The organism is Pseudomonas pseudonitroreducens, from assembly GCF_021603645.1.
GTDB classification, from domain to species: Bacteria; Pseudomonadota; Gammaproteobacteria; order Pseudomonadales; family Pseudomonadaceae; genus Pseudomonas; species Pseudomonas pseudonitroreducens.
In genome coordinates, this window is record NZ_BQHJ01000009.1 from 283,395 (window position 1) to 301,881 (window position 18,487).

The following is an 18,487-nucleotide window of genomic DNA, read 5'->3' on the forward strand; positions in this document are numbered from 1 at the left end:
CTTGAGTTTGCTTGCTGCATTGCGTTTATCGGCCAATTAATCCTGTTGGCGCATAGTCAGCTGCAGTTTCATACCGACAATGGACGTTGCTAAGGGGCTGCATGACATCCAGCACAACCACTCTTCAATCCAAAGCCAATCCACAACAGCTTGAAGCCATTCTGGCCACCGACGGCCCGGTGCTAATCATCGCAGGGCCAGGCTCTGGCAAGACCTTCACCGTGGTTGAGCGCATCGTCTATCTCATCACTCACAAGGGGGTCGCACCGGAGTCGCTGTTGGTCGTCACCTTCACCGATAAGGCTGCGCGCGAGCTGACTACCCGCATTTCCAACCGTTTGGCTGAGATCGGTATCCAGTTCAACCTCAATGAGATGTACCTCGGCACTTTCCACTCTATCTGCCTAAGGCTCTTGGAAGACTACCGCGAGTTCACCCGACTCAAGCGAAGCTTCACACTGTTCGACCAGTTCGATCAGCAGTACTTCCTCTACCAGCACATCAAAGAATTCCGCGAGCTGCCAAACGCTCAGCTTGTCATGGGCCATGATCAGACGGGGCGTTGGGCGCAGTCGGAGAACCTACTCAAGTGGCTCAACAAGATCAGTGAGGAGGCGCTCGATGCAGCCACGCTGGCGGCGGCACCGGAAGTGGAAATCCGCGCCCTGGCCACCTGTTTTGCCAAGTACCAGGAGCTGCTCAACGAGCACAACTCACTGGACTTTTCCGGCATCCAGTACGAGGCCCTGCAGTTGCTGGAGAAACGCCCCGAGGTACTGGATCAACTGCGAGACAAGCTCACTCACCTGATGGTGGATGAGTACCAGGACACCAATACCATTCAGGAGCGCATCCTTCTGTTGCTGGCGGGCGAGCGTCGCAATCTGTGCGTGGTGGGCGACGACGACCAAGGCTTGTACCGTTTTCGCGGGGCTACTATCCGCAACATTCTGGAGTTCCCGGCGCTGTTCAACGACGGCCAGTGCAAGCAGGTAAAACTGACCGTCAACTACCGCTCGCACCCTGACATCATCCGTTTTTACAACGAGTGGATGAAGGAGCGGGTTTGGGACGACGGCACTCGGGTGTTCCGTTTCGCCAAGCAGATTGTCCCGCGTGAGGACGACTTCCCCGAGCTGCCCACAGCGGTGCGGCTTGCCGCCAAGGATGACAGCGGTGACACCAGCAGCTGGCACGCCGAGGTGCTGGCCTTCCTGAGCGGTCTCAAGGGCTCCGGCCAGCTTGTGGACTGGAATCAGGTTGCCTTCCTGTTCCGCTCGGTCAAAAACGACAAGGCGGTGGCACTGGCGCGCTTCCTCGAAGCCCAGGGTGTACCCGTGTTCTCGCCCCGCTCAAATATGTTTTTTGAACGCGAGGAAGTCCGCCTGTTGATCGGGGCGCTGATCTTCCTGTTCCCGCAGTTCCCCAAGGTGCGGGCGTGGGCCGAAGGCGTCACGCTCCCCATCTGGGACTATTACGACCACCAGTGCTTCAAGCCCTTCATCGAGGAGCTGCGCAAGCCTGAAAACAAGGCGATGTTGGACTGGGCTCGCCCGCTGGCCAAGCGCCACGCCGTGCTCACGCAGAACACGGACTACGCCTTCTCGGGCCTGTTCTACCAGTTGCTGCAGTTTCCGCTGTTCTCGCGCTTCCTCACGGAAGAGGCGCTCCAAGGCGTGGACAAAGGGCGTGCGGCGCGTAACCTTGGCACCTTCTCCAAGCTGCTCACTAAGTTCGAGTACCTGCACTTTGTCAGCGTGCTCAACCCCGAGTGGCTGGAAAAGAACCTGCGAGACCTGTTCAATCAGTTCCTGCGCTTCCTGCAGGATGGTGGCATCGGCGAATACGAGGACGAAGCCGAGTACGCGCCGAAGGGATGCGTCTCCTTCCTCACCATCCATCAATCCAAGGGGCTGGAGTTTCCGGTGGTGGTGTGTGGTTCGCTGGAGGCGGTGCCACGTAAACAGTACAGCGCGCTCGACGTATTGCTGGAAGACGGCGGCTACCTTTCCAAGGAACGCTTCGAGCCGCTCGACCACATCAAGAACTTCGACTTCTGGCGGCTGTTCTATACCGCCTTCTCGCGTGCCCAAAACCTGCTTGTGCTGGCTGCGCAGGAGAAACAAGGACGCGGTAAATCGCCGTCCAAATACTTCGAGCGGCTGTTCTACGAGCTGCCCAGTTGGCGTGACGTTGATCTCGCGGCGCTGACCTACGAGGCAATGAAGCAGATCAACCTCAAGCGCGAATACTCGTTCACCTCGCACATCACCGTGTTCGAGAACTGCGCCGAGCAGTACCGCTTCTTCAAGGAACTGGAATTCACGCCCATCCGCGAGAGCCCGATGCTCTTCGGGACGCTGGTGCACCAAACCATCGAGGACATTCACAAGACCGTGCTGCGCGGCGAGGAAGGCTCCGTTTCCTTCGACGCCATCAAAGGCTGGTTCTCAACCAACTACGCGATGCTCTCGAAGAAGGAACGAGTTTACCTTGCGCCCAGCTCGCAACATGCAGCGCTGATGCACGTCTTGCGCTATTACGAGCGCGAAAACGGCAACTGGGATCGCATCAAGGAGGCCGAGGTCGAGATCTCGCTCATCAAGGATCAGTACATCTTGAAGGGCAGTGTCGACCTAATCCGGGGTGAGCACGATACTGTCGAGATCATTGACTTTAAGTCGGAGAAGAAGCCCGACATGGAGAAGGATCGGGATCGCCTGCGCCAGTACCAGAGCCAGCTGGAGGTGTACGCCCATCTGGTCGAGGAGCGCTCCGGCCAGAAGGTCAGCCGGATGCACCTCTACTACACCGGCGAAGACGGCGGTAACCCTTATGTCTCCTTCACTAAGGACGACCGCGCCATCGGCAAGACCATCGCGCGCTTCGACGACATCGTCGCACGCATCGAACGGCAGGACTACGCCATCACCGCACGCCCGGCCAAGCTGTGCCAGAGCTGCGACATGCGCGCCTACTGCGACAACAAGAATTGGAAATTCAGGAAAAACGACAAATGAGCACAACCACGCCCGCACAGGAAAGTCTGCAACTGGCCAAGCCTGATGGCGGCACCTCCAACGTCGAAAAGTACGAGTTCGAGCCGATCAAGGGCTACCCGATGCTCAACTGGCGCGGCAAGCGTCCATTCACCTCGACGCAGTATTACCCGGCGCAGTTGAAGGAGGTCCACGGTGAAGAGGTGGACGGCTGGCGCAACAAGATTTTTTGGGGCGACAACCTGCAGGTGATGAGCCACCTTCTTAAGGAGTTCAGGGGCAAGATCGATCTGATCTACATTGATCCGCCATTCGATTCAGGCGCTGATTACCGTAGGAAGGTTGTGGTCAAAGGTAAGACTACAACCGCCGATCAGCTTGCCTTCGAAGAGAAGCAATACGGCGATATTTGGTCAAACGACGAGTATCTCCAGTTCATGTACGAACGCCTCACAGTGCTTCGAGAGTTGCTGTCACCGCAAGGAAGCATCTTCTTACACTGCGATCCTCGCAGAAGCCACTACCTGAAGATATGTCTCGACGAAATCTTCGGGCGCGAGTCGTTTATCAATGAAATTATCTGGAAGCGTTCTGGCGTGCATGCTTCAACGCGTGGATTCGGCCCCGTTCATGACGTCATTCTGTTTTACGGTAAAAAATCAGACTTTACTTGGTACCCACAATACGCCCCCTACGATGACGATTACATCGAAGGGTGGTTCAAGAAAACAGATGAGACAGGTCGTAAATATGGGCTGGTGGTGCTATCTGCACCAGGAGAGAGGCAAGGAACGAAAGCTCATTATGCAATTAATGGACGATTCCCGCCGACGGGCAGGCATTGGGCTATCACAGAGGACTCGTTCAATGACCTGTTATCAAAGGGACTGATCGAGTTCTCTTCTACCGGCGTTCCTTATGTAAGGAAATACCTCGATGAGAGTAAAGGGATACCAGTAAACGATATTTGGACGGATACAGGTCACATCAAGTCGCAATCGAAAGAAAATGTTGAGTATCCGACTCAGAAACCTGAGCGCTTACTTGAGCGAGTTATTCAAGCAGCGACGGCACCGGGGGCAATCGTTTTTGACTGTTTTATGGGCTCCGGCACCACACAGTCTGTGGCGATGAAGCTAGGTCGCCGCTTCATTGGTGCAGATATCAATTTGGGCGCTATCCAAACGACGACAAAGCGCTTGATTAAAGTGGCTGATGAGTTGCGCCAAAATTCTCTCGACCAGACAGATAAGCATTACACCGGGTTCGAGCTTCACAACGTCAACCACTACGATATCTTCCGTAACCCGGTTCAGGCCAAAGAGCTGCTGCTCGAGGCGCTGGAAGTACAGAAGCTTGAGTTCTCTACTGTGTTTGAGGGAGAGAAGGATGGGCGCATGGTCAAGATCATGCCCGTCAACCGCATCGCCACACGCGCCGACCTGAACGAGCTGATCGCGGGCTTCGACTACAAGGCCTGGGAACGCAAACAGAACGAAAGCCCGAACCGTCCGGTCGAGAAGATCACCCTCGTCTGTATGGGCCACGAGCCAGATTTAGCCGCGCAATTGGAACTGGCCGCAATGCCGTTCAAGATCGACGTCGAAGTGGTGGACATTCTGCGCGACAAGGCCAATCTGGAGTTCAAGCGCGATTCGCAAGCCAAGGTCGGCATCAAGAACGGTGAGCTGATCATCGAGCGGTTCTACCCGATGAACCTGCTGCAAAAGCTCTCGCTGCAGAAAGAGTCGGTTGAGGACTGGAAGGAGCTGGTCGAGTCGGTGCTGATCGACTGGAACTACGACGGTGCGGTGCTGCAACCGACGGTGGTGGACATTCCGGGCAAAACCGAGATGGTCAGTGGCGTGTACAAGGTGCCGGCCGACGCGGGCACCATTCGTGTGAAGATCACTGACCTGCTCTCGGAGTCGTGGGAAGGGAGTGCCAGCAATGGCGACTAAACGCGCAGCCAAGGCGGTGAGCGCGTCGCTCGACTTCGCCTTCTTCCAGTTTCTCTGGCAGTTCTATCAGGCCAACCGAGGCGCGATCCGCACACACTACAAGGAGCTGACGCGCAAGTTTCTCGACTTCAACAACCCGGATAAAAACCCCAAGGCCTTCCTCCGTCAGCCTCAGTTCGAGGCGTTGGAAACCTACGTCTTCCTCAAGGAGTTCCTCGGCAACGCCAAGGTTGAGGAAATCTTCCAGCAGTGGTTCGAGAAGCAAGGCCGCTTCGCAGAGCGTGCCGAGGGTGGTGTGGTCTCCGGCAGCGCGGGCCAAGTGGGCTTGTTCGATGCTGTCACGCAGGATCAGTACAAGGCCGTGTTCGCGGCAATGCGCAAAAACTCCCGCGCCTACCCGAACTACATCTTCGCTCTGACGATGGGCACCGGTAAAACTATCCTGATGGCGACCTGCATCTTCTACGAGTTCCTGCTGGGCAACAAATTCGAGAAAGACACGCGCTACTGCCACAACGCGCTGGTGTTCGCACCGGACAAAACCGTGCTGCAGTCTCTAAAGGAGATCGAGGCGTTTGACCTGACCCGTGTAGTGCCGCCGGAGTACGTCAACTTCCTGACCACGCACCTACGCTTTCACTTCCTCGAAGAAGCGGGCACCTCTCTGGACGCGCTGGATCGCTCGCGCTTCAACATCATCGTTTCCAACACGCAGAAGATCATCCTCAAGCGTAAACACAAGGAAAAAACCTCTGTCGATAAGCTGTTTGGTGCCACCGGCGAAACACTATCTGCCACCGGTGTCTATGCCGATGCCGCCGACCTCTACAACTTCGACCAGCCGGAAGAAGAAGGCGAGCTGACTACCAACCAGCGCTTCGAAAAGCTGCGCCGTCTGGAGCAACTTGGCATCTACGTTGACGAGGCCCACCACGCCTTCGGCAAGACTCTGGCCAAGGACATGGGCGTCGGCGCGAAGGAAACGGACACCAGCCTGCGTACCACCATCGACATCCTGGCAGCCAGTCTGAACGCGGCGGGTACGCGGGTGGTGGCCTGCTACAACTACACCGGTACACCCTACGTGGGGCGCGAAGTGCTGCCTGAGGTCGTCTACGCATACGGCTTGAAGGAAGCCATCGACAAAGGTTTCCTCAAGAAGGTGACGTTGCACGGTTACGCCAATACTCGCACCGACGAATTTGTCGACATTGCCATCGAAAACTTCCTGAAAGAGTCTGGCGAGCTGCGTCCGGAAGGCTTGCTCCCCAAGCTGGCATTCTTCGCTGCCACCGTGGAGGAACTGATGGGAGAGCTGAAGCCAGCCGTCGAGCGCGTGCTGCTCAAGTATGGGATCCCGACGTCACGCATCTTGGTCAACGTGGGTGACAGCAAAATCACCACCAACGACGACATCCGCGAGTTCAATCGACTAGACACTGAAGGCTCGGAAAAACAGTTCATCCTTCTGGTAAACAAAGGCCGTGAAGGCTGGAACTGCCGCTCGCTGTTCGGTGTCGGGCTGTTCCGTGAGCCCAAGTCCAAGGTGTTTGTGCTGCAGGCCACCATGCGCTGCTTGCGCGCAATCGGCGAGGCCCAGCATACCGGCCACGTCTTCCTCTCGGGCGACAACCTCAACACGCTCAACGACGAGCTGCAGCAGAACTTCCACATCAGCGCTGACGAGCTCCAAAGGACCGGCAAGGACAAGGAGCGTGTGGAGGTGCGCGTGGTCGAGCCCCCAGTCAAGATCAAGCTGGTGCGCGTGCGAAAGCTCTATCAGATGCGCGAAAAGCAACCGGCTCAAGGGCAGGAGTTAATACCCGAACGATCCAGCCGAGAAAAATGGAACGTGCTGGTCGAAAAATACCGGCTCATTGAAACGCAGCAAGACGGCCTGACCGCCGCCGATGCTGCGCGTGCCTCTGGTAGCCGCACTTTCGACCTCACTGCCCGCCGTGAGAAGCGCACTTTCTCGCCCATGACACTGGTGGCCGAGGTGTCGCGCTATCTCAACCGAAGCCCCTTGGAGATTGAGGAGCTGCTCGCAGCGACGAAGGAAGGGGCCTCCGAACTGGTGGCCATCACCAACGAGTTCAACGAGCTGCTCTACGACGAGATCATCCCGCGCTTGTTCCGCCTGCTGTTTGATCTTGATGAGTACGAGAAGAAGGACGAGTACGAGGTCGATCTGATCAAGATGCCTACCAACGGCTACTACGAGGTGTCGGCGGCCAAGGACAAGATCGTGCGGATGCACGACATGCAGATCAGGGACGAGGAGCGCACCAAGAGCTTCCACCTCGACACCTACTGCTTCGACTCCGGCTCGGAGAACTGGTTGTTCTGGGATCTGCTGCGAGAGGAGCGTGTGAGGAAAATCTACTTCACCGGAATGCTGACGCACGGCCAGTCCGATTTCTTCATCCAGTACATCGACCCTGACTCGCGTACCGTGCGTAGTTACTACCCCGATTTCATCTTCCAGCGCGAAGAGCCGGATGGCAGCCTGAAGTATGTCATCGTCGAAGTGAAGGCTGACAATCAAATTGAGGATGCCATCGTGCAGGCGAAGAAGGACTTTGCGCAGCAGATTGCGGTGGCTAGTGGTATGGAGTACCGCATTCTTAAGTCCTCAGATGCGGATAAGCGGCATTTCCGGATGTTGCTGTAGGCAATCGACGGAGAAAGAGCTGAAAGACAGACGCCGCCCTAGAAGGGACTCTGATCCGGGGTTATTCTCCAGATCATAAATGCGCTTGCCAACACTAAAGCTCAGGCCGTCACCCATAAGGGTTGACGGCCTGGGGTGCATTGTGACGCGCATTAATTCAAAAAAATACTAAAAGAGATCCTTCTGAATCTGCTTCTTTTGTTCTCTTCTGGCTTTCTTAAAGGTTACGCCGCCGCCACCCAAGTCTGGGTACAAGGGGCGCTGTAAGCCTTTTAGTAGTGAATCTATTGTCAGAATTTGAATTTTTGGGAAATTCTTTTTTGTTGCTTTGCTTTCATAGAATCCAGCCTTTGTTGCTTCTGATAACATCTGCTTAGTTGCTTCAGAGAGTGTAACAAATAAGCCGATGGCCGCATTCTCTCGTTCAACTACATGTGCGAGTTCGCGGATCATGTTGACTCTTATGTTATTTCCACCCTTAATGCTAACGATTATTTTTTTTGCGGCTATTTTGTCATCTTGGAAGTATATTAAACCGTCAATACCGCCGTCTGCGCCTTTCTTTTTTCCTTGGTAAGGTTGAGCATTAACCAGAGAGCATGCCCACCATTGGAACTGGTATTTATCTCGCAGGGCTAGGTCGCGTGCAGACTCAATGTCTTTCGGTGTTCCATGTACATCAAAGACAGCTTGCGGAAATGCGTCCCGTAATCTCTTCTCTATGAGACTGATTGATAGATGCGTTATGTCTATTCCAATCCACTTTCTTTCCAGCTTCTCTGCAGCATGCACTGCCGTTCCACATCCGCAGAATGGGTCAAGAACAACATCTCCTGGTTTGCTTGATGCGGCAATGATTCGCTCCAATAAACTGATCGGCTTTTGAGTGGGGTACCCTAATCTTTCCTGATCCTTCGGTTTTAGCCAAGATACATCCGCATCAATGCCTTCTTCGGTGCCAAATACAGTTCCTTCTGTGTAGGGCTGAAATGCCCAAATGTCAGGGGCTGCCGGCCCATCCGTTGGCCTAATTCCCCTTTCGTAGATCGGCCATGCCGAACCTTCTTCAATCTTTATATAGCCTGCTTCAAAGAGGGCATTAAGTTTTTGTATTTGGTCTAGCCCTGTCGGATCAATGCCAGAGTCTTCCCAGAGCGCTCCTGGAATTGCCCAGTGCCTACCTTTGGCAGTTGGGTCAAATCCTTTCCACACCTTTCCAGATTTTCCATTACGTGTTCCGGCGCCTGTCAGAACATTTCCGTAGTAATTTGTTCTCCAGCCACCAGAACCGTTTGGCACAAAATTGTCCGTCACGTGTTTTTTCATGTACGGGCGTTTCGGGTAGTTCCATGTGTAGTTTCGAGGGTTCTTTGTGAAGAAAAAAATCGTGTCGTGAATAGGTGCCCAGCGCGATGCTTTGTTGTGTGAGCCAGTTCTGCGCCAAATGATTTCACTTTGAAAGCAATCAGGCGAAAAAACAGCGTCCAAAACAATTTTTAGGTAATGACTCGCGGTTGGGTCGCAATGTAAATATAGACTACCCTCTGGCTTCAAAACTCGATGAAGCTCTAGTAGTCGATTTGCCATCATGACCAAATAGGCCATCATGTCATTTTTCCCAAGGAATTTGCTCAGCGCGTCGATAACTTTAGATACTTCTATGTTTGGCTGATTGAGTATTTCTGAAAACTCCCTCTCTGCTTCTTGCCCCCAGTGCCATGTATCTTCAAATGCTTCTACTTGAGCTGTTGGAGAATCGCCTTTTGGGCTCTTGAATAGCACGTTGTAGTTTGCATTGCTGTTGAATGGGGGGTCCAGATAGATCAGGTCAACGCTTTCGTCTTGAATTTCTTCTCTGAGAACTTCAAGATTGTCACCGTAAAATAGGCTATTCGTTTTTGGGCCCTTCATGCAGCTCTCCATTTTCTATAGCTTGCACTTATACTCTACCAAATTCATTGCGTCTTTGCTCGTTGGTAATGGTCATTTACTCAATTTTAACTGGTTTGAGTATCGCCGGGTAGGTTGGTTGTTTCTACTGCATGATGATGGTGCTTAGTTTTTATAAGGTATTTATGATGACAATTATTCGGTTCAGATATTTTATTGAGATAATAGGCCTGGCACGGTCAACAATTGATAAGCTCATTGGCGCTGGCGAGTTCCCAAGACCTGTTCCGCTACTTGGGCTTAGTCTCGGCTGGGTCGAACGCGAGGTCCAAAAGTGGATTCAAGCCAGGATTGCGCAGCGAGATCGCGACTCATCGACACTCTCACCAAGCAATGAATAGCATTCCCAATGCGTAATCATCCAAACCTATCCCGAGCGCTAGGCTTTTGTTGGTGGCGTTTTGCCTTTAGAGTACAGATTGGCAATTTGCAGCAGCAAGGATCGCGCCCTGGATGTCATCAGTTCACCAGCCCAAGAGCTTGGTTATCGACCTGGAAGTTGCCCCCGGCAAGGACGGGCAACCAGACCGTATCTTCAAGGTTGGGGCTATACGCCCTGATCTGAGCGTTGAGCTTGATCGCAAGGTCTCCAAGAATCTTGCGGAGGTGCTGAGTGATGTCGATGCTTTGGCTGACGGTGCCAGCTTTGTTCTGGGCCACAATGTCATCGAACATGATCTGCCAATCTTGAAGCAGCAGGCCTCAGCGCTGGCTCTGCATGCGCTCCCAGTGATCGACACGCTACGGCTTTCCCCGCTGGCCTTCCCGCAAAACCCCTATCACCGACTAGTCAAAGACTACAAGCTCATCCGTGACAGCCTTAACTCCCCCCTCGCTGACTGTCGTTCCACGCTGGTTTTGTTCAAGGACCAGCGTGCTGCTTTTACCCAGCTGAGCCAAACCAATCGTGCTGAGCTTCTGTGCTATCAGGCGTTGCTCGCGCCCAGCATCAAGAGTGACCTGGGATCCTTCTTTGCATCACTCACAGGTCAGGCCTCTGTGGCTATTTCGGATGTGCAAGCGCTCATCCCAGTCTTGCTGGCAGAAACCGATCCTTCGTTGGATCGTAATCTCAAGGTTTGTAGAACTCGATTGGAAGCTTTACTGCGGGACGATCTTGAGCAGAAGGATTTAAATCTGCCCTTGGCCTATGCCCTTGCGTGGTTGAGGGTGTCGGGGGGCAACTCTGTCCTTGCGCCTTGGGTGCGGCATCAGTTTCCTGCTGTTGGACGATTGATTACTGAGCTCCGGGATGTTCCCTGCGGCCGTTCAGATTGCCGCTACTGCTGCACGACCCACGATCCGCGCCATGAGCTGAAGCGCTACTTCGGCTTTGCTGATTTCCGCTACGAACGACCCGACAAAAGCCTGCAGCACGATGTGGTTCTCGCAGGTATGCAGGGCAGACATGTGCTCGCTATCCTGGCAACCGGTGGTGGTAAATCGCTGTGTTACCAACTACCGGCGCTGAATCGTTTTCATCGCAACGGCAGCCTAACCATCATCATTTCGCCTCTGCAGTCGCTGATGAAGGATCAGGTTGACGGGCTTCTTGAGCGAAATGTGCAGTGTGCTGCGACGCTCAATGGCCTGCTGACCATGCCTGAGCGTGCGGATGTGCTGGAGAAGGTCCAGATGGGCGATGTCGGCATTCTGCTGGTATCTCCTGAGCAGTTCCGCAACAAGGCTTTCCGGCGTGCGATACGCCAGCGCCAGATCGGCGCTTGGATTTTCGATGAGGCCCACTGCTTGTCGAAGTGGGGCAACGATTTCCGTCCGGATTACATGTACGCCTCGCGCTTCATTCGCGAGCACACAGGCAATCAACTCCTGGCCCCCATTGGCTGCTTCACTGCAACGGCTAAGCCGGATGTGTTGGCTGATATCCGTGCGCATTTCAAGGAAGGCCTCGGGATTGAGTTTGATCAGTTCCTGGGGACTCATGAGCGGACGAATCTTAGCTTTGAAGTGCTGCCCTGCAGCCGTGGCGAGAAATGGCCCAGAACCCATCAGTTGCTTGAGGATCACCTCGGCGGCCAGGACGGTGGTGCGGTCGTTTTCGTTGCAAGTCGCAAGGGCGCTGAAGAGCTTTCAGAGTTTCTAGTCGGGCAGGGATGGCCGTGCCGCCATTTCCACGCCGGGATTGAACCCAATGACAAGAAGGATATCCAGGACGACTTCAAGGCTGGGCGGCTCCGCATCATCGTTGCCACCAATGCCTTTGGCATGGGCGTCGACAAGTCCGATATCCGCCTAGTAGTTCACGCAGACATTCCTGGTTCGCTGGAGAACTACCTTCAAGAGGCAGGCAGGGCAGGGCGTGACCAGGATGCAGCACGCTGTGTGCTGCTTTATGACTCGCGGGATATTGAGACCCAATTTGGGTTGTGCGAGCGCTCCAAGCTCAGCCTCCGTGACATCCAACAAATTCTCCGCAAGCTGCGTTTCGAGTATGCCAGGCGTAAGGGCGGCGAGCTGGTCATCACTGCCGGCGAGATTCTCATGGATGAGACCGTCGAGACCTCGTTCGACGCTGATGACAATGATGCTGAAACCAAAGTGGTCACCGCGGTTGCCTGGCTAGAGCGGGGGCAATACCTTAAGCGAGAGGAAAACAGTACACAGATTTTTCCGGCGCGCCTGAGTCTGAGCGAAGCGGACGCCGAGCAGCGTTTGCTTAAGGCCAATCTGTCGGAGCGGCGCCGTGAAGAGTTTGGCGCGATTCTGAAATACCTTTACCAAGCCGACGCCGATGAGCGGGTGAATACGGACAACCTGATGTCGCTCACCAGCCTGACTTCTGAGGAAGTTGTTAGCACCCTCAAGCAGATGGAAGAGCTGGGCCTACTCGTCAACGACACCCAACTGACCGTATTGCTTCGTCACGGGGTGGTGGACGCCTCCATTCAACGCCTGGAGCAGACCCTGGCATTAGAGGGAACGCTATTCGAGGTACTCAGCGAGCTGGCGCCAGATGCCGAGGATGGTAGTTGGCAGGATCTCAATCTCGCGGCACTGACGGCGGGGCTCAAAGCCAGACTAGAGCACGAGGATGTCATCCCGTTGCAAGTGCTTCGCCTGTTGCGCAGCCTCTCTCAAGATCGTGAAAGCAACAGTCAGCCGCGTAGCAGTTTTGAGCTCAAACAGGTCAATCACGATTACATCAAGTTGAAGATCCAAGGTAAGTACAGCTGGTCGCAGATTGAGCGTTTTGGTGAAAAGCGCCGAATCATTGCCAGCAAGCTGCTTCAGTTCTTGATTGGAAAGCTGGCGCCGGCCTCCAAGGGCAAGGATCTGATGGTGCAGTCCACCTTCGGTGAGTTGGTCGGTGTGATCGATTCGGATCTGGAGCTCTCCCAGGTCATCCCCCCGAACCAACGTCACAGAGCAATTGAGCATGTGCTGTTGTACCTGCACAAGCAGGAGGTATTGACGCTCAATCACGGGATGACTGTGATGCGCCGGGCAATGACCATTGAGGTAAATGCAGACAAGAAGGGGAGCTATCTCAAGGACGATTACCTACGGCTCGATGAGCATTACAGCGAGAAGCGTATTCAGGTTCACGTAATGCGCGAGTATGCCGAGGTTGCACTGACGGAGATGGCGAACGCGCTCGAGCTGGTGCTGCATTACTTCACAGACTCCAAAGATGCCTTTCTACAGCGCTACTTCGCTGGTCGTGAGGAAGTGCTTAAGCACGCCACCAGTGAGGCGTCCTGGAGATCTATTGTTGAGGACCTGAGTACTCAGCAACGACTCATCGTGGTCGATGACGACGACGTTAATCGATTGGTGTTGGCAGGGCCAGGATCTGGAAAAACACGCGTGATCGTTCACCGTATCGCTTACCTGCTGCGTGTTCGACGAGTTCCCGCCAATGCCATTGTGGCATTGACCTTCAATCGACATGCGGCCAATGAAATCCGTAAGCGTCTTTTGAGCCTGGTTGGAGCTGATGCCTATGGCGTCAGCGTCATGACCTACCACAGCATGGCCATGCGCCTGACAGGCACTCGCTTTGAGCGTAGGGAAGTTGTCGACGAGGGAGCTCTGAAGCAGGTTCTGGAGGATGCTGTTGAGCTTCTGGAGGGGACAGGAACTGCCGATGGTGAGGACGACCTACGTGAGCAGTTGTTGCGTGGCTACCGCTACATCCTGGTTGATGAATACCAAGACATTGATGCCTTGCAATACCGTTTGGTAAGTGCGCTTGCCGGTAGGCAGTCTGGTGAGGAAGGGCGTTTGTGCATTTTAGCGGTGGGGGACGATGATCAGAACATCTACGCCTGGCGCGACACCAACAATCGCTACATCGAGCGCTTCCGCGAGGATTACTCCGCCGCTACCAGCTACCTTGTCGAGAACTATCGATCGACTCAACGCATCATTGCCGCAGCAAATCAGCTGGTCGACAACAACCCAGGGCGCTTGAAGGCTTCCTATCCCATCCGAATCAACCGGGAGCGCCAGTCAGATCCTCTCGGTGGCCAGTGGCAGACACTTGATTCAGACCGATCGGGGCGAGTGGCGCGACTGGCCATTGAATCCAGCGATAGAGCTATCGGTAATCTTCAAGCACAGGCTGCTATAGCTGAACTCAAGCGATTGCTGGCGCTGGAGGCTGGCGACTGGAACGGGTGCTCCATACTTGCCCGTACCCATCATTACCTATGGCCCGTCCAGGCGCTTTGCGAGCTTGGGGGAATTCCGTACTTCCTGGCCTCGGATAAAGATAGTGCGCTGCCCATCACTCGGCAACGTGATTTCGTGGCTGTTGTTGATCAGCTTCGCGAGATCAACGAGACGCTTTCTGCTGCTATGGCGTGGCAGCATATGTCTGCGGGGATGAGTGAGAGCTGGCGTAGCTTTTTCCAGGAAGCGTTCACCCAATTACAGGTCGAGCTGGGTGAGTGCCTGCTCAACAGTGCTGCAATCGTGGACTGGCTCTATGACTACGCTCGGGAGATGCGGCAGCAGGCTAAGAATGGCCTGTATCTAGGCACTGTGCATTCAGCGAAAGGCCTCGAATTCAGGCATGTCGTTCTGCTTGATGGTGGTTGGAGTGTGCAGTCCGAGGGGCTCAACGATGAGCGCCGATTGTATTACGTGGGGATGACGCGTGCAGAGCAGACGCTGACGCTGTGTGAGTTCAGTGCAGCAAATCCTTTCAGTGTGAGTTTGTCGGCAGACATCGTGCAGCGGACCTTCACCGGCGATTACGACTCAGCTTTGGAGCGGCGTTATCTGCAGCTCAGTTTGAAGGACATCGACATTGGTTTTGCCGGACGTAGCCCTGTAACAGATCCCATCCATGAAGCACTGAGGTGCTTGGAGCCAGGGGCGGAGCTTAAGCTTGAAAAGCAGGGTGCGCGCTACCTGGTACGGGATGCTCAGGGACGAGTTGTCGGGAGGACTTCTCTGTCCTTTAAGTTGAACCTTGAGATCGAGCGATGCGAGGTTGCTGGTGTGGTGGTTCGATTCTTGGACGACAGCGAGGAGCAATATCGGTCACTGCAGAAGTGCGAACGCTGGGAAATTATTGTCCCAAGACTTTGCGGCATACCGCAGCCTGCGTTGTAGCGCTAGGGAATAGTGCCTATGGCGTCAGGGCTGTGCAGTCGAGAGTCAGGAGTCGGTCCAGTTGCATCAGTGCGAATAGTTGACGCATCGATCGACGGCCGGTGCCCGTTGAAAGCCATCCAATTAAATTTGCGGCGTCGGACCTGTTCCAATAATTGACCTGTGTGAGTGCCCAGTATTTTCCTGCCAAATTTCACGACATATCCTTTCTAAAAGCCTGGCAGGAAGCCGGCAGGAAAGGACTCCGCGAGGCCATGGATGGCCGACATAGGTTGCGTTATGGCAGCCGGATGGCATTGCGCCTTGATGACCAAGGGTCGGTTCGCGAAATCCAAAAATTGCCTGTTACTGAGATGCGTGGTGCTCCTTAGTCAGAGTCTGAAGCTCTAGCTGCCCAATTAGGGGACATGTCGGATTTCGGGGCACCTTCAGCTATAACGGACGCTGTCGTGACAATGGACGTGCAAATGGCAAGGACCTACGAAGGCAGCATCGCGACAAAGGTTGTCCTGAGTTAGAAGGAGACTGTCCGCAGTTCAGAGGAGATTGGTCATGAAGACTTATTCTGCATTTCTGCAACGCATCAATTCGGGCGCCGGTCAGAAGGCCAACTTCACCGTTACTGTGCAGGCTGTCAGTTCAGAAATGGCCAGGGTCACAGCCGAGGCCCAGTATCCTGGCTACAAGTGTGCAAGCGCACCAGCTCAGGCGCGCTGAGCGATGAGCATTGATGTTCTCCACAATTCGGGGTGGGAGCCTGGCCATTACCACTACCCAGGCGAGCTGGCCTTCGTTTTGTTGGTCCAAGATGAGCGTCGAGTCCAATGGTGGACGCAGCGCTTGGGCTCGGTGCTGATTGCCGTGGTGGAGCAAAGAGAACGTGTTCCGCTCCGCGCACACGTACAATCCTGGGACACTGCGCTGCGCGAGGACTATCACGAGGTCCATGTGATTGATGCTGGTGCAATGCCTACTGCAGCTTTCCAGAATCTCCGGCTGAAAAATACGCTCCTAAGTTTGCATTACATCGGCCATACAGGGGAGGTCAGAACGAGCTCCATGCAATGGGCCAACGACGATGCCCTGGCCAACTTTCTAGAGAAGCTTTTCGCCAACTTGGGTGGTCATGCAATCTTCGGAATGTGCTGGGAGCATTACCTCCGCCATCATCGGCAGCCGGGGCGCCGCTTCGGCTGCCATTCGCACGCGGCTGACTGGCAATCGCTTCTACCAGCATTGTTGAATTTCGCAGAGCAAGCCTGGCATGCGACTTCCGCGACTCTTCTACTTGGGGGTGACCAGCATTGCACGCTGGGTAACTACGTCGAGATTTGTAGCTGGCTGGAAGGCCTGCTTCCTGCTCAATGCTTGATTACTGTCAGCGTCCTACCAAGCGCACATGGTAAGTGTTCCGCTACCCTACTGCTGGAGACGTATGAGGCGAAAGGCAAGAGTCTTCTCTAGGCGTAGCGACAGCACTGTTGCATGACAGCAGGGCTAGCGACCCGCCGCCCCACTTTGGTGTCATTGTCATAGTGGTGAGTCATTGGCTTCGAATTATGGAATAACAGAGGCGAATAGATGGACCGAATTAAATTTCTTGCGCAGCCGGATGTTCGTGGATTCGTCGATTGGCTGTGTCTGAATCTCGCTCATCTGAATGTACACCTGCGTTTCAGCCCAAGTCGTTTCGTAAAGGACGGGATAAACCAGCAGGTAGTAGGAGTCGAGGGGGTTCATGCCCTCTATCGCTGGGAAAGTAGCTGGAGTGATTACCAGACGGGACGGTCGGTAATCTCCCATGACTGGGACAGTACGATCCTCTCCCTCGATTTACTGCGTGACCGATTGTTGACTTCGATGGCTAACGGTTGTGAAGCCACCACCTACAAGGCGTGTCTCGCTGTATTGCGATGGGGCGGCGTCCGAGGTGCTGTTCCGTTTCTGAACCAGCTGCGGCAACAGGGACAACTGGTGCAGTACCTCGATAGCTGCAGGTCGTTGTTTGTCCTGGACGGTAACCAGGTGCTTTCCCAACTGAATAAGCAGAGTATCTGGCGCTTCGATGCAGGCCTGACCAAGATTCATTCGCTGATCGATACAACGGGGTCGCCAATCTACGACAGCCGCGTTGGAGCGGCAATCGCCATGCTTTATGCCCTCTATCGCCAGAAGGCGACCTGCCGTGCCGTGTTGAGTTTTCCGTCAGGGGCAGCGCGCGGGTCTCAGATCCGGGATCCGGGCGAGCTTGGCTATTCGAGTGCTCCTCAGTTCTTCACCTGGCGCGTGCCAGCAGTGCGTTGGGCGCAGAGCCAAGTTGAGCTCGGGTGGATTATCCGCAACACGCTGCAGGGGGCACCTGAGCTGTTTCCTGGCACTCTGGGAGAACGCTGCCGGATGTTCGAGGCAGCTTTGTTCATGATTGGCTACGACCTACGTTGCCTCGTGCTTCCTCACGTCGTGTCTATTGCGGGAGTGACCGGTTCCACGTCCTTGAAACACCGGATTGCAGAGCACGCAGGCACGAATAGCAGTAGCACCTGGGTGCCTACCAGCGTCCCTTTCCCTCAGGTTCTGCAGGAATACCTTGAATGCAGTAGGTCTGAAGGTCAGACCATTGATCTGGCCGCCTTCCGCAAGTGGCAGATCAGCGTGAAAGCGCGAACGTTGAATACTGCCGCGTCATATTGCGCTCCTTTCAGGGCTGCCGAGTTCGATCTGGTGAGTTACGGCCTCAACGACCTTGAACTGATTGCGCGAGGAGGAGAGGTCGGCTTGAAGGTGCTCAGTGCCGGTGGGCCCGGGTTCGTTGCAGGGGACGAACGTGAGCAGGTGTATCTGGTAAGTGCATTCCTTTGCGGTCGATCCACTCAACTGGCCGACGAGCATCAGGTATCCCCCGTTGAGTTGCTGGTTGGGGCAGGGTTTGCCGGCGGGGAAGGTTCGGCGAAGCTGCTTCTTCGCATCGGTCGGGTCGTGGGACAGCATTTTGACTTGCTTGATGGTGAACGACCCACCGAGTTGTTCGAGGCATTTTTTGGCCAGGCACTCGCGGATCTGGATGAACGGCTCCAGGAAGTATTGATCTGCACCGACGTGAAAGATGGCGACTCTGGGCGCGCTGTCGGCGTGAACGGAGAGCCGGAATACAGTCCTGAATTTGCGGCGATGATCCTCGAGGCCGCTAGTGGTGAGTTTGAAGAGATGGATGATTTGATCGCCATCTTTGAAAAGGACCTGGCCAGATTGGGGGCCCGGGTCGGTGCTGAAGGTTCGGATGACGACAGCCCGGATAGTGCCCCATAACTCGGCCCGCAAGC

The 18,487-nt window shown here is 54.8% G+C and carries 9 protein-coding genes; 8 read left to right on the plus strand and 1 reads right to left on the minus strand.

The annotated features are described in order from the left end of the window. Positions 1-101: 101 nt before the first annotated feature. From L6D89_RS22450 to L6D89_RS22460, 3 genes are read left to right on the plus strand one after another with little or no spacing between them, the layout of a single operon-like run. The gene (locus L6D89_RS22450) at positions 102-3,020 is read left to right on the plus strand and encodes an ATP-dependent helicase (protein WP_236201216.1); all 2,919 of its coding nucleotides are present in this window, start codon (positions 102-104) and stop codon (positions 3,018-3,020) included. Continuing rightward, entirely contained in the window at positions 3,017-4,960 is a 1,944-nt protein-coding gene (locus L6D89_RS22455; protein WP_236201217.1) for a DNA methyltransferase, read from the plus strand. The genes L6D89_RS22450 and L6D89_RS22455 overlap by 4 nt, the downstream gene beginning before the upstream one ends. Continuing rightward, entirely contained in the window at positions 4,950-7,634 is a 2,685-nt protein-coding gene (locus L6D89_RS22460; protein WP_236201218.1) for a TnsA endonuclease N-terminal domain-containing protein, read from the plus strand. Before L6D89_RS22455 ends, L6D89_RS22460 begins: the two co-directional genes overlap by 11 nt. A gap of 168 nt (positions 7,635-7,802) precedes the next feature. Here the strand turns inward: L6D89_RS22460 and L6D89_RS22465 are convergent, their stop codons facing one another. Beyond that, complete coding sequence (locus L6D89_RS22465) at positions 7,803-9,545, minus strand: DNA methyltransferase (RefSeq protein WP_236201219.1); 1,743 nt, start codon at positions 9,543-9,545, stop codon at positions 7,803-7,805. A gap of 167 nt (positions 9,546-9,712) precedes the next feature. On the opposite strand from L6D89_RS22465, the gene L6D89_RS22470 reads away from it, so the two are divergent. The 5 genes from L6D89_RS22470 (at position 9,713) to L6D89_RS22490 (ending at position 18,473) form a co-directional block, all read left to right on the plus strand. After that, positions 9,713-9,925 carry a helix-turn-helix transcriptional regulator gene (locus tag L6D89_RS22470; protein ID WP_236201256.1) on the plus strand — a complete coding sequence of 71 codons (213 nt, stop codon included), beginning with the start codon at positions 9,713-9,715 and terminating at the stop codon, positions 9,923-9,925. Positions 9,926-10,037: 112 nt separating this feature from the next. Then, positions 10,038-15,167 carry a RecQ family ATP-dependent DNA helicase gene (locus tag L6D89_RS22475; protein WP_236201220.1) on the plus strand — a complete coding sequence of 1,710 codons (5,130 nt, stop codon included), beginning with the start codon at positions 10,038-10,040 and terminating at the stop codon, positions 15,165-15,167. Between the two features lie 552 nt (positions 15,168-15,719). Further along, on the plus strand, positions 15,720-15,884 hold the full coding sequence (locus L6D89_RS22480) for a hypothetical protein (protein WP_236201221.1): 165 nt from the start codon (positions 15,720-15,722) through the stop codon (positions 15,882-15,884). 3 nt (positions 15,885-15,887) lie between these two features. Further along, complete coding sequence (locus L6D89_RS22485; protein WP_236201222.1) at positions 15,888-16,631, plus strand: hypothetical protein; 744 nt, start codon at positions 15,888-15,890, stop codon at positions 16,629-16,631. 117 nt (positions 16,632-16,748) lie between these two features. Then, entirely contained in the window at positions 16,749-18,473 is a 1,725-nt protein-coding gene (locus L6D89_RS22490; RefSeq protein WP_236201223.1) for a hypothetical protein, read from the plus strand. The last annotated feature ends 14 nt before the right edge of the window (positions 18,474-18,487 follow it).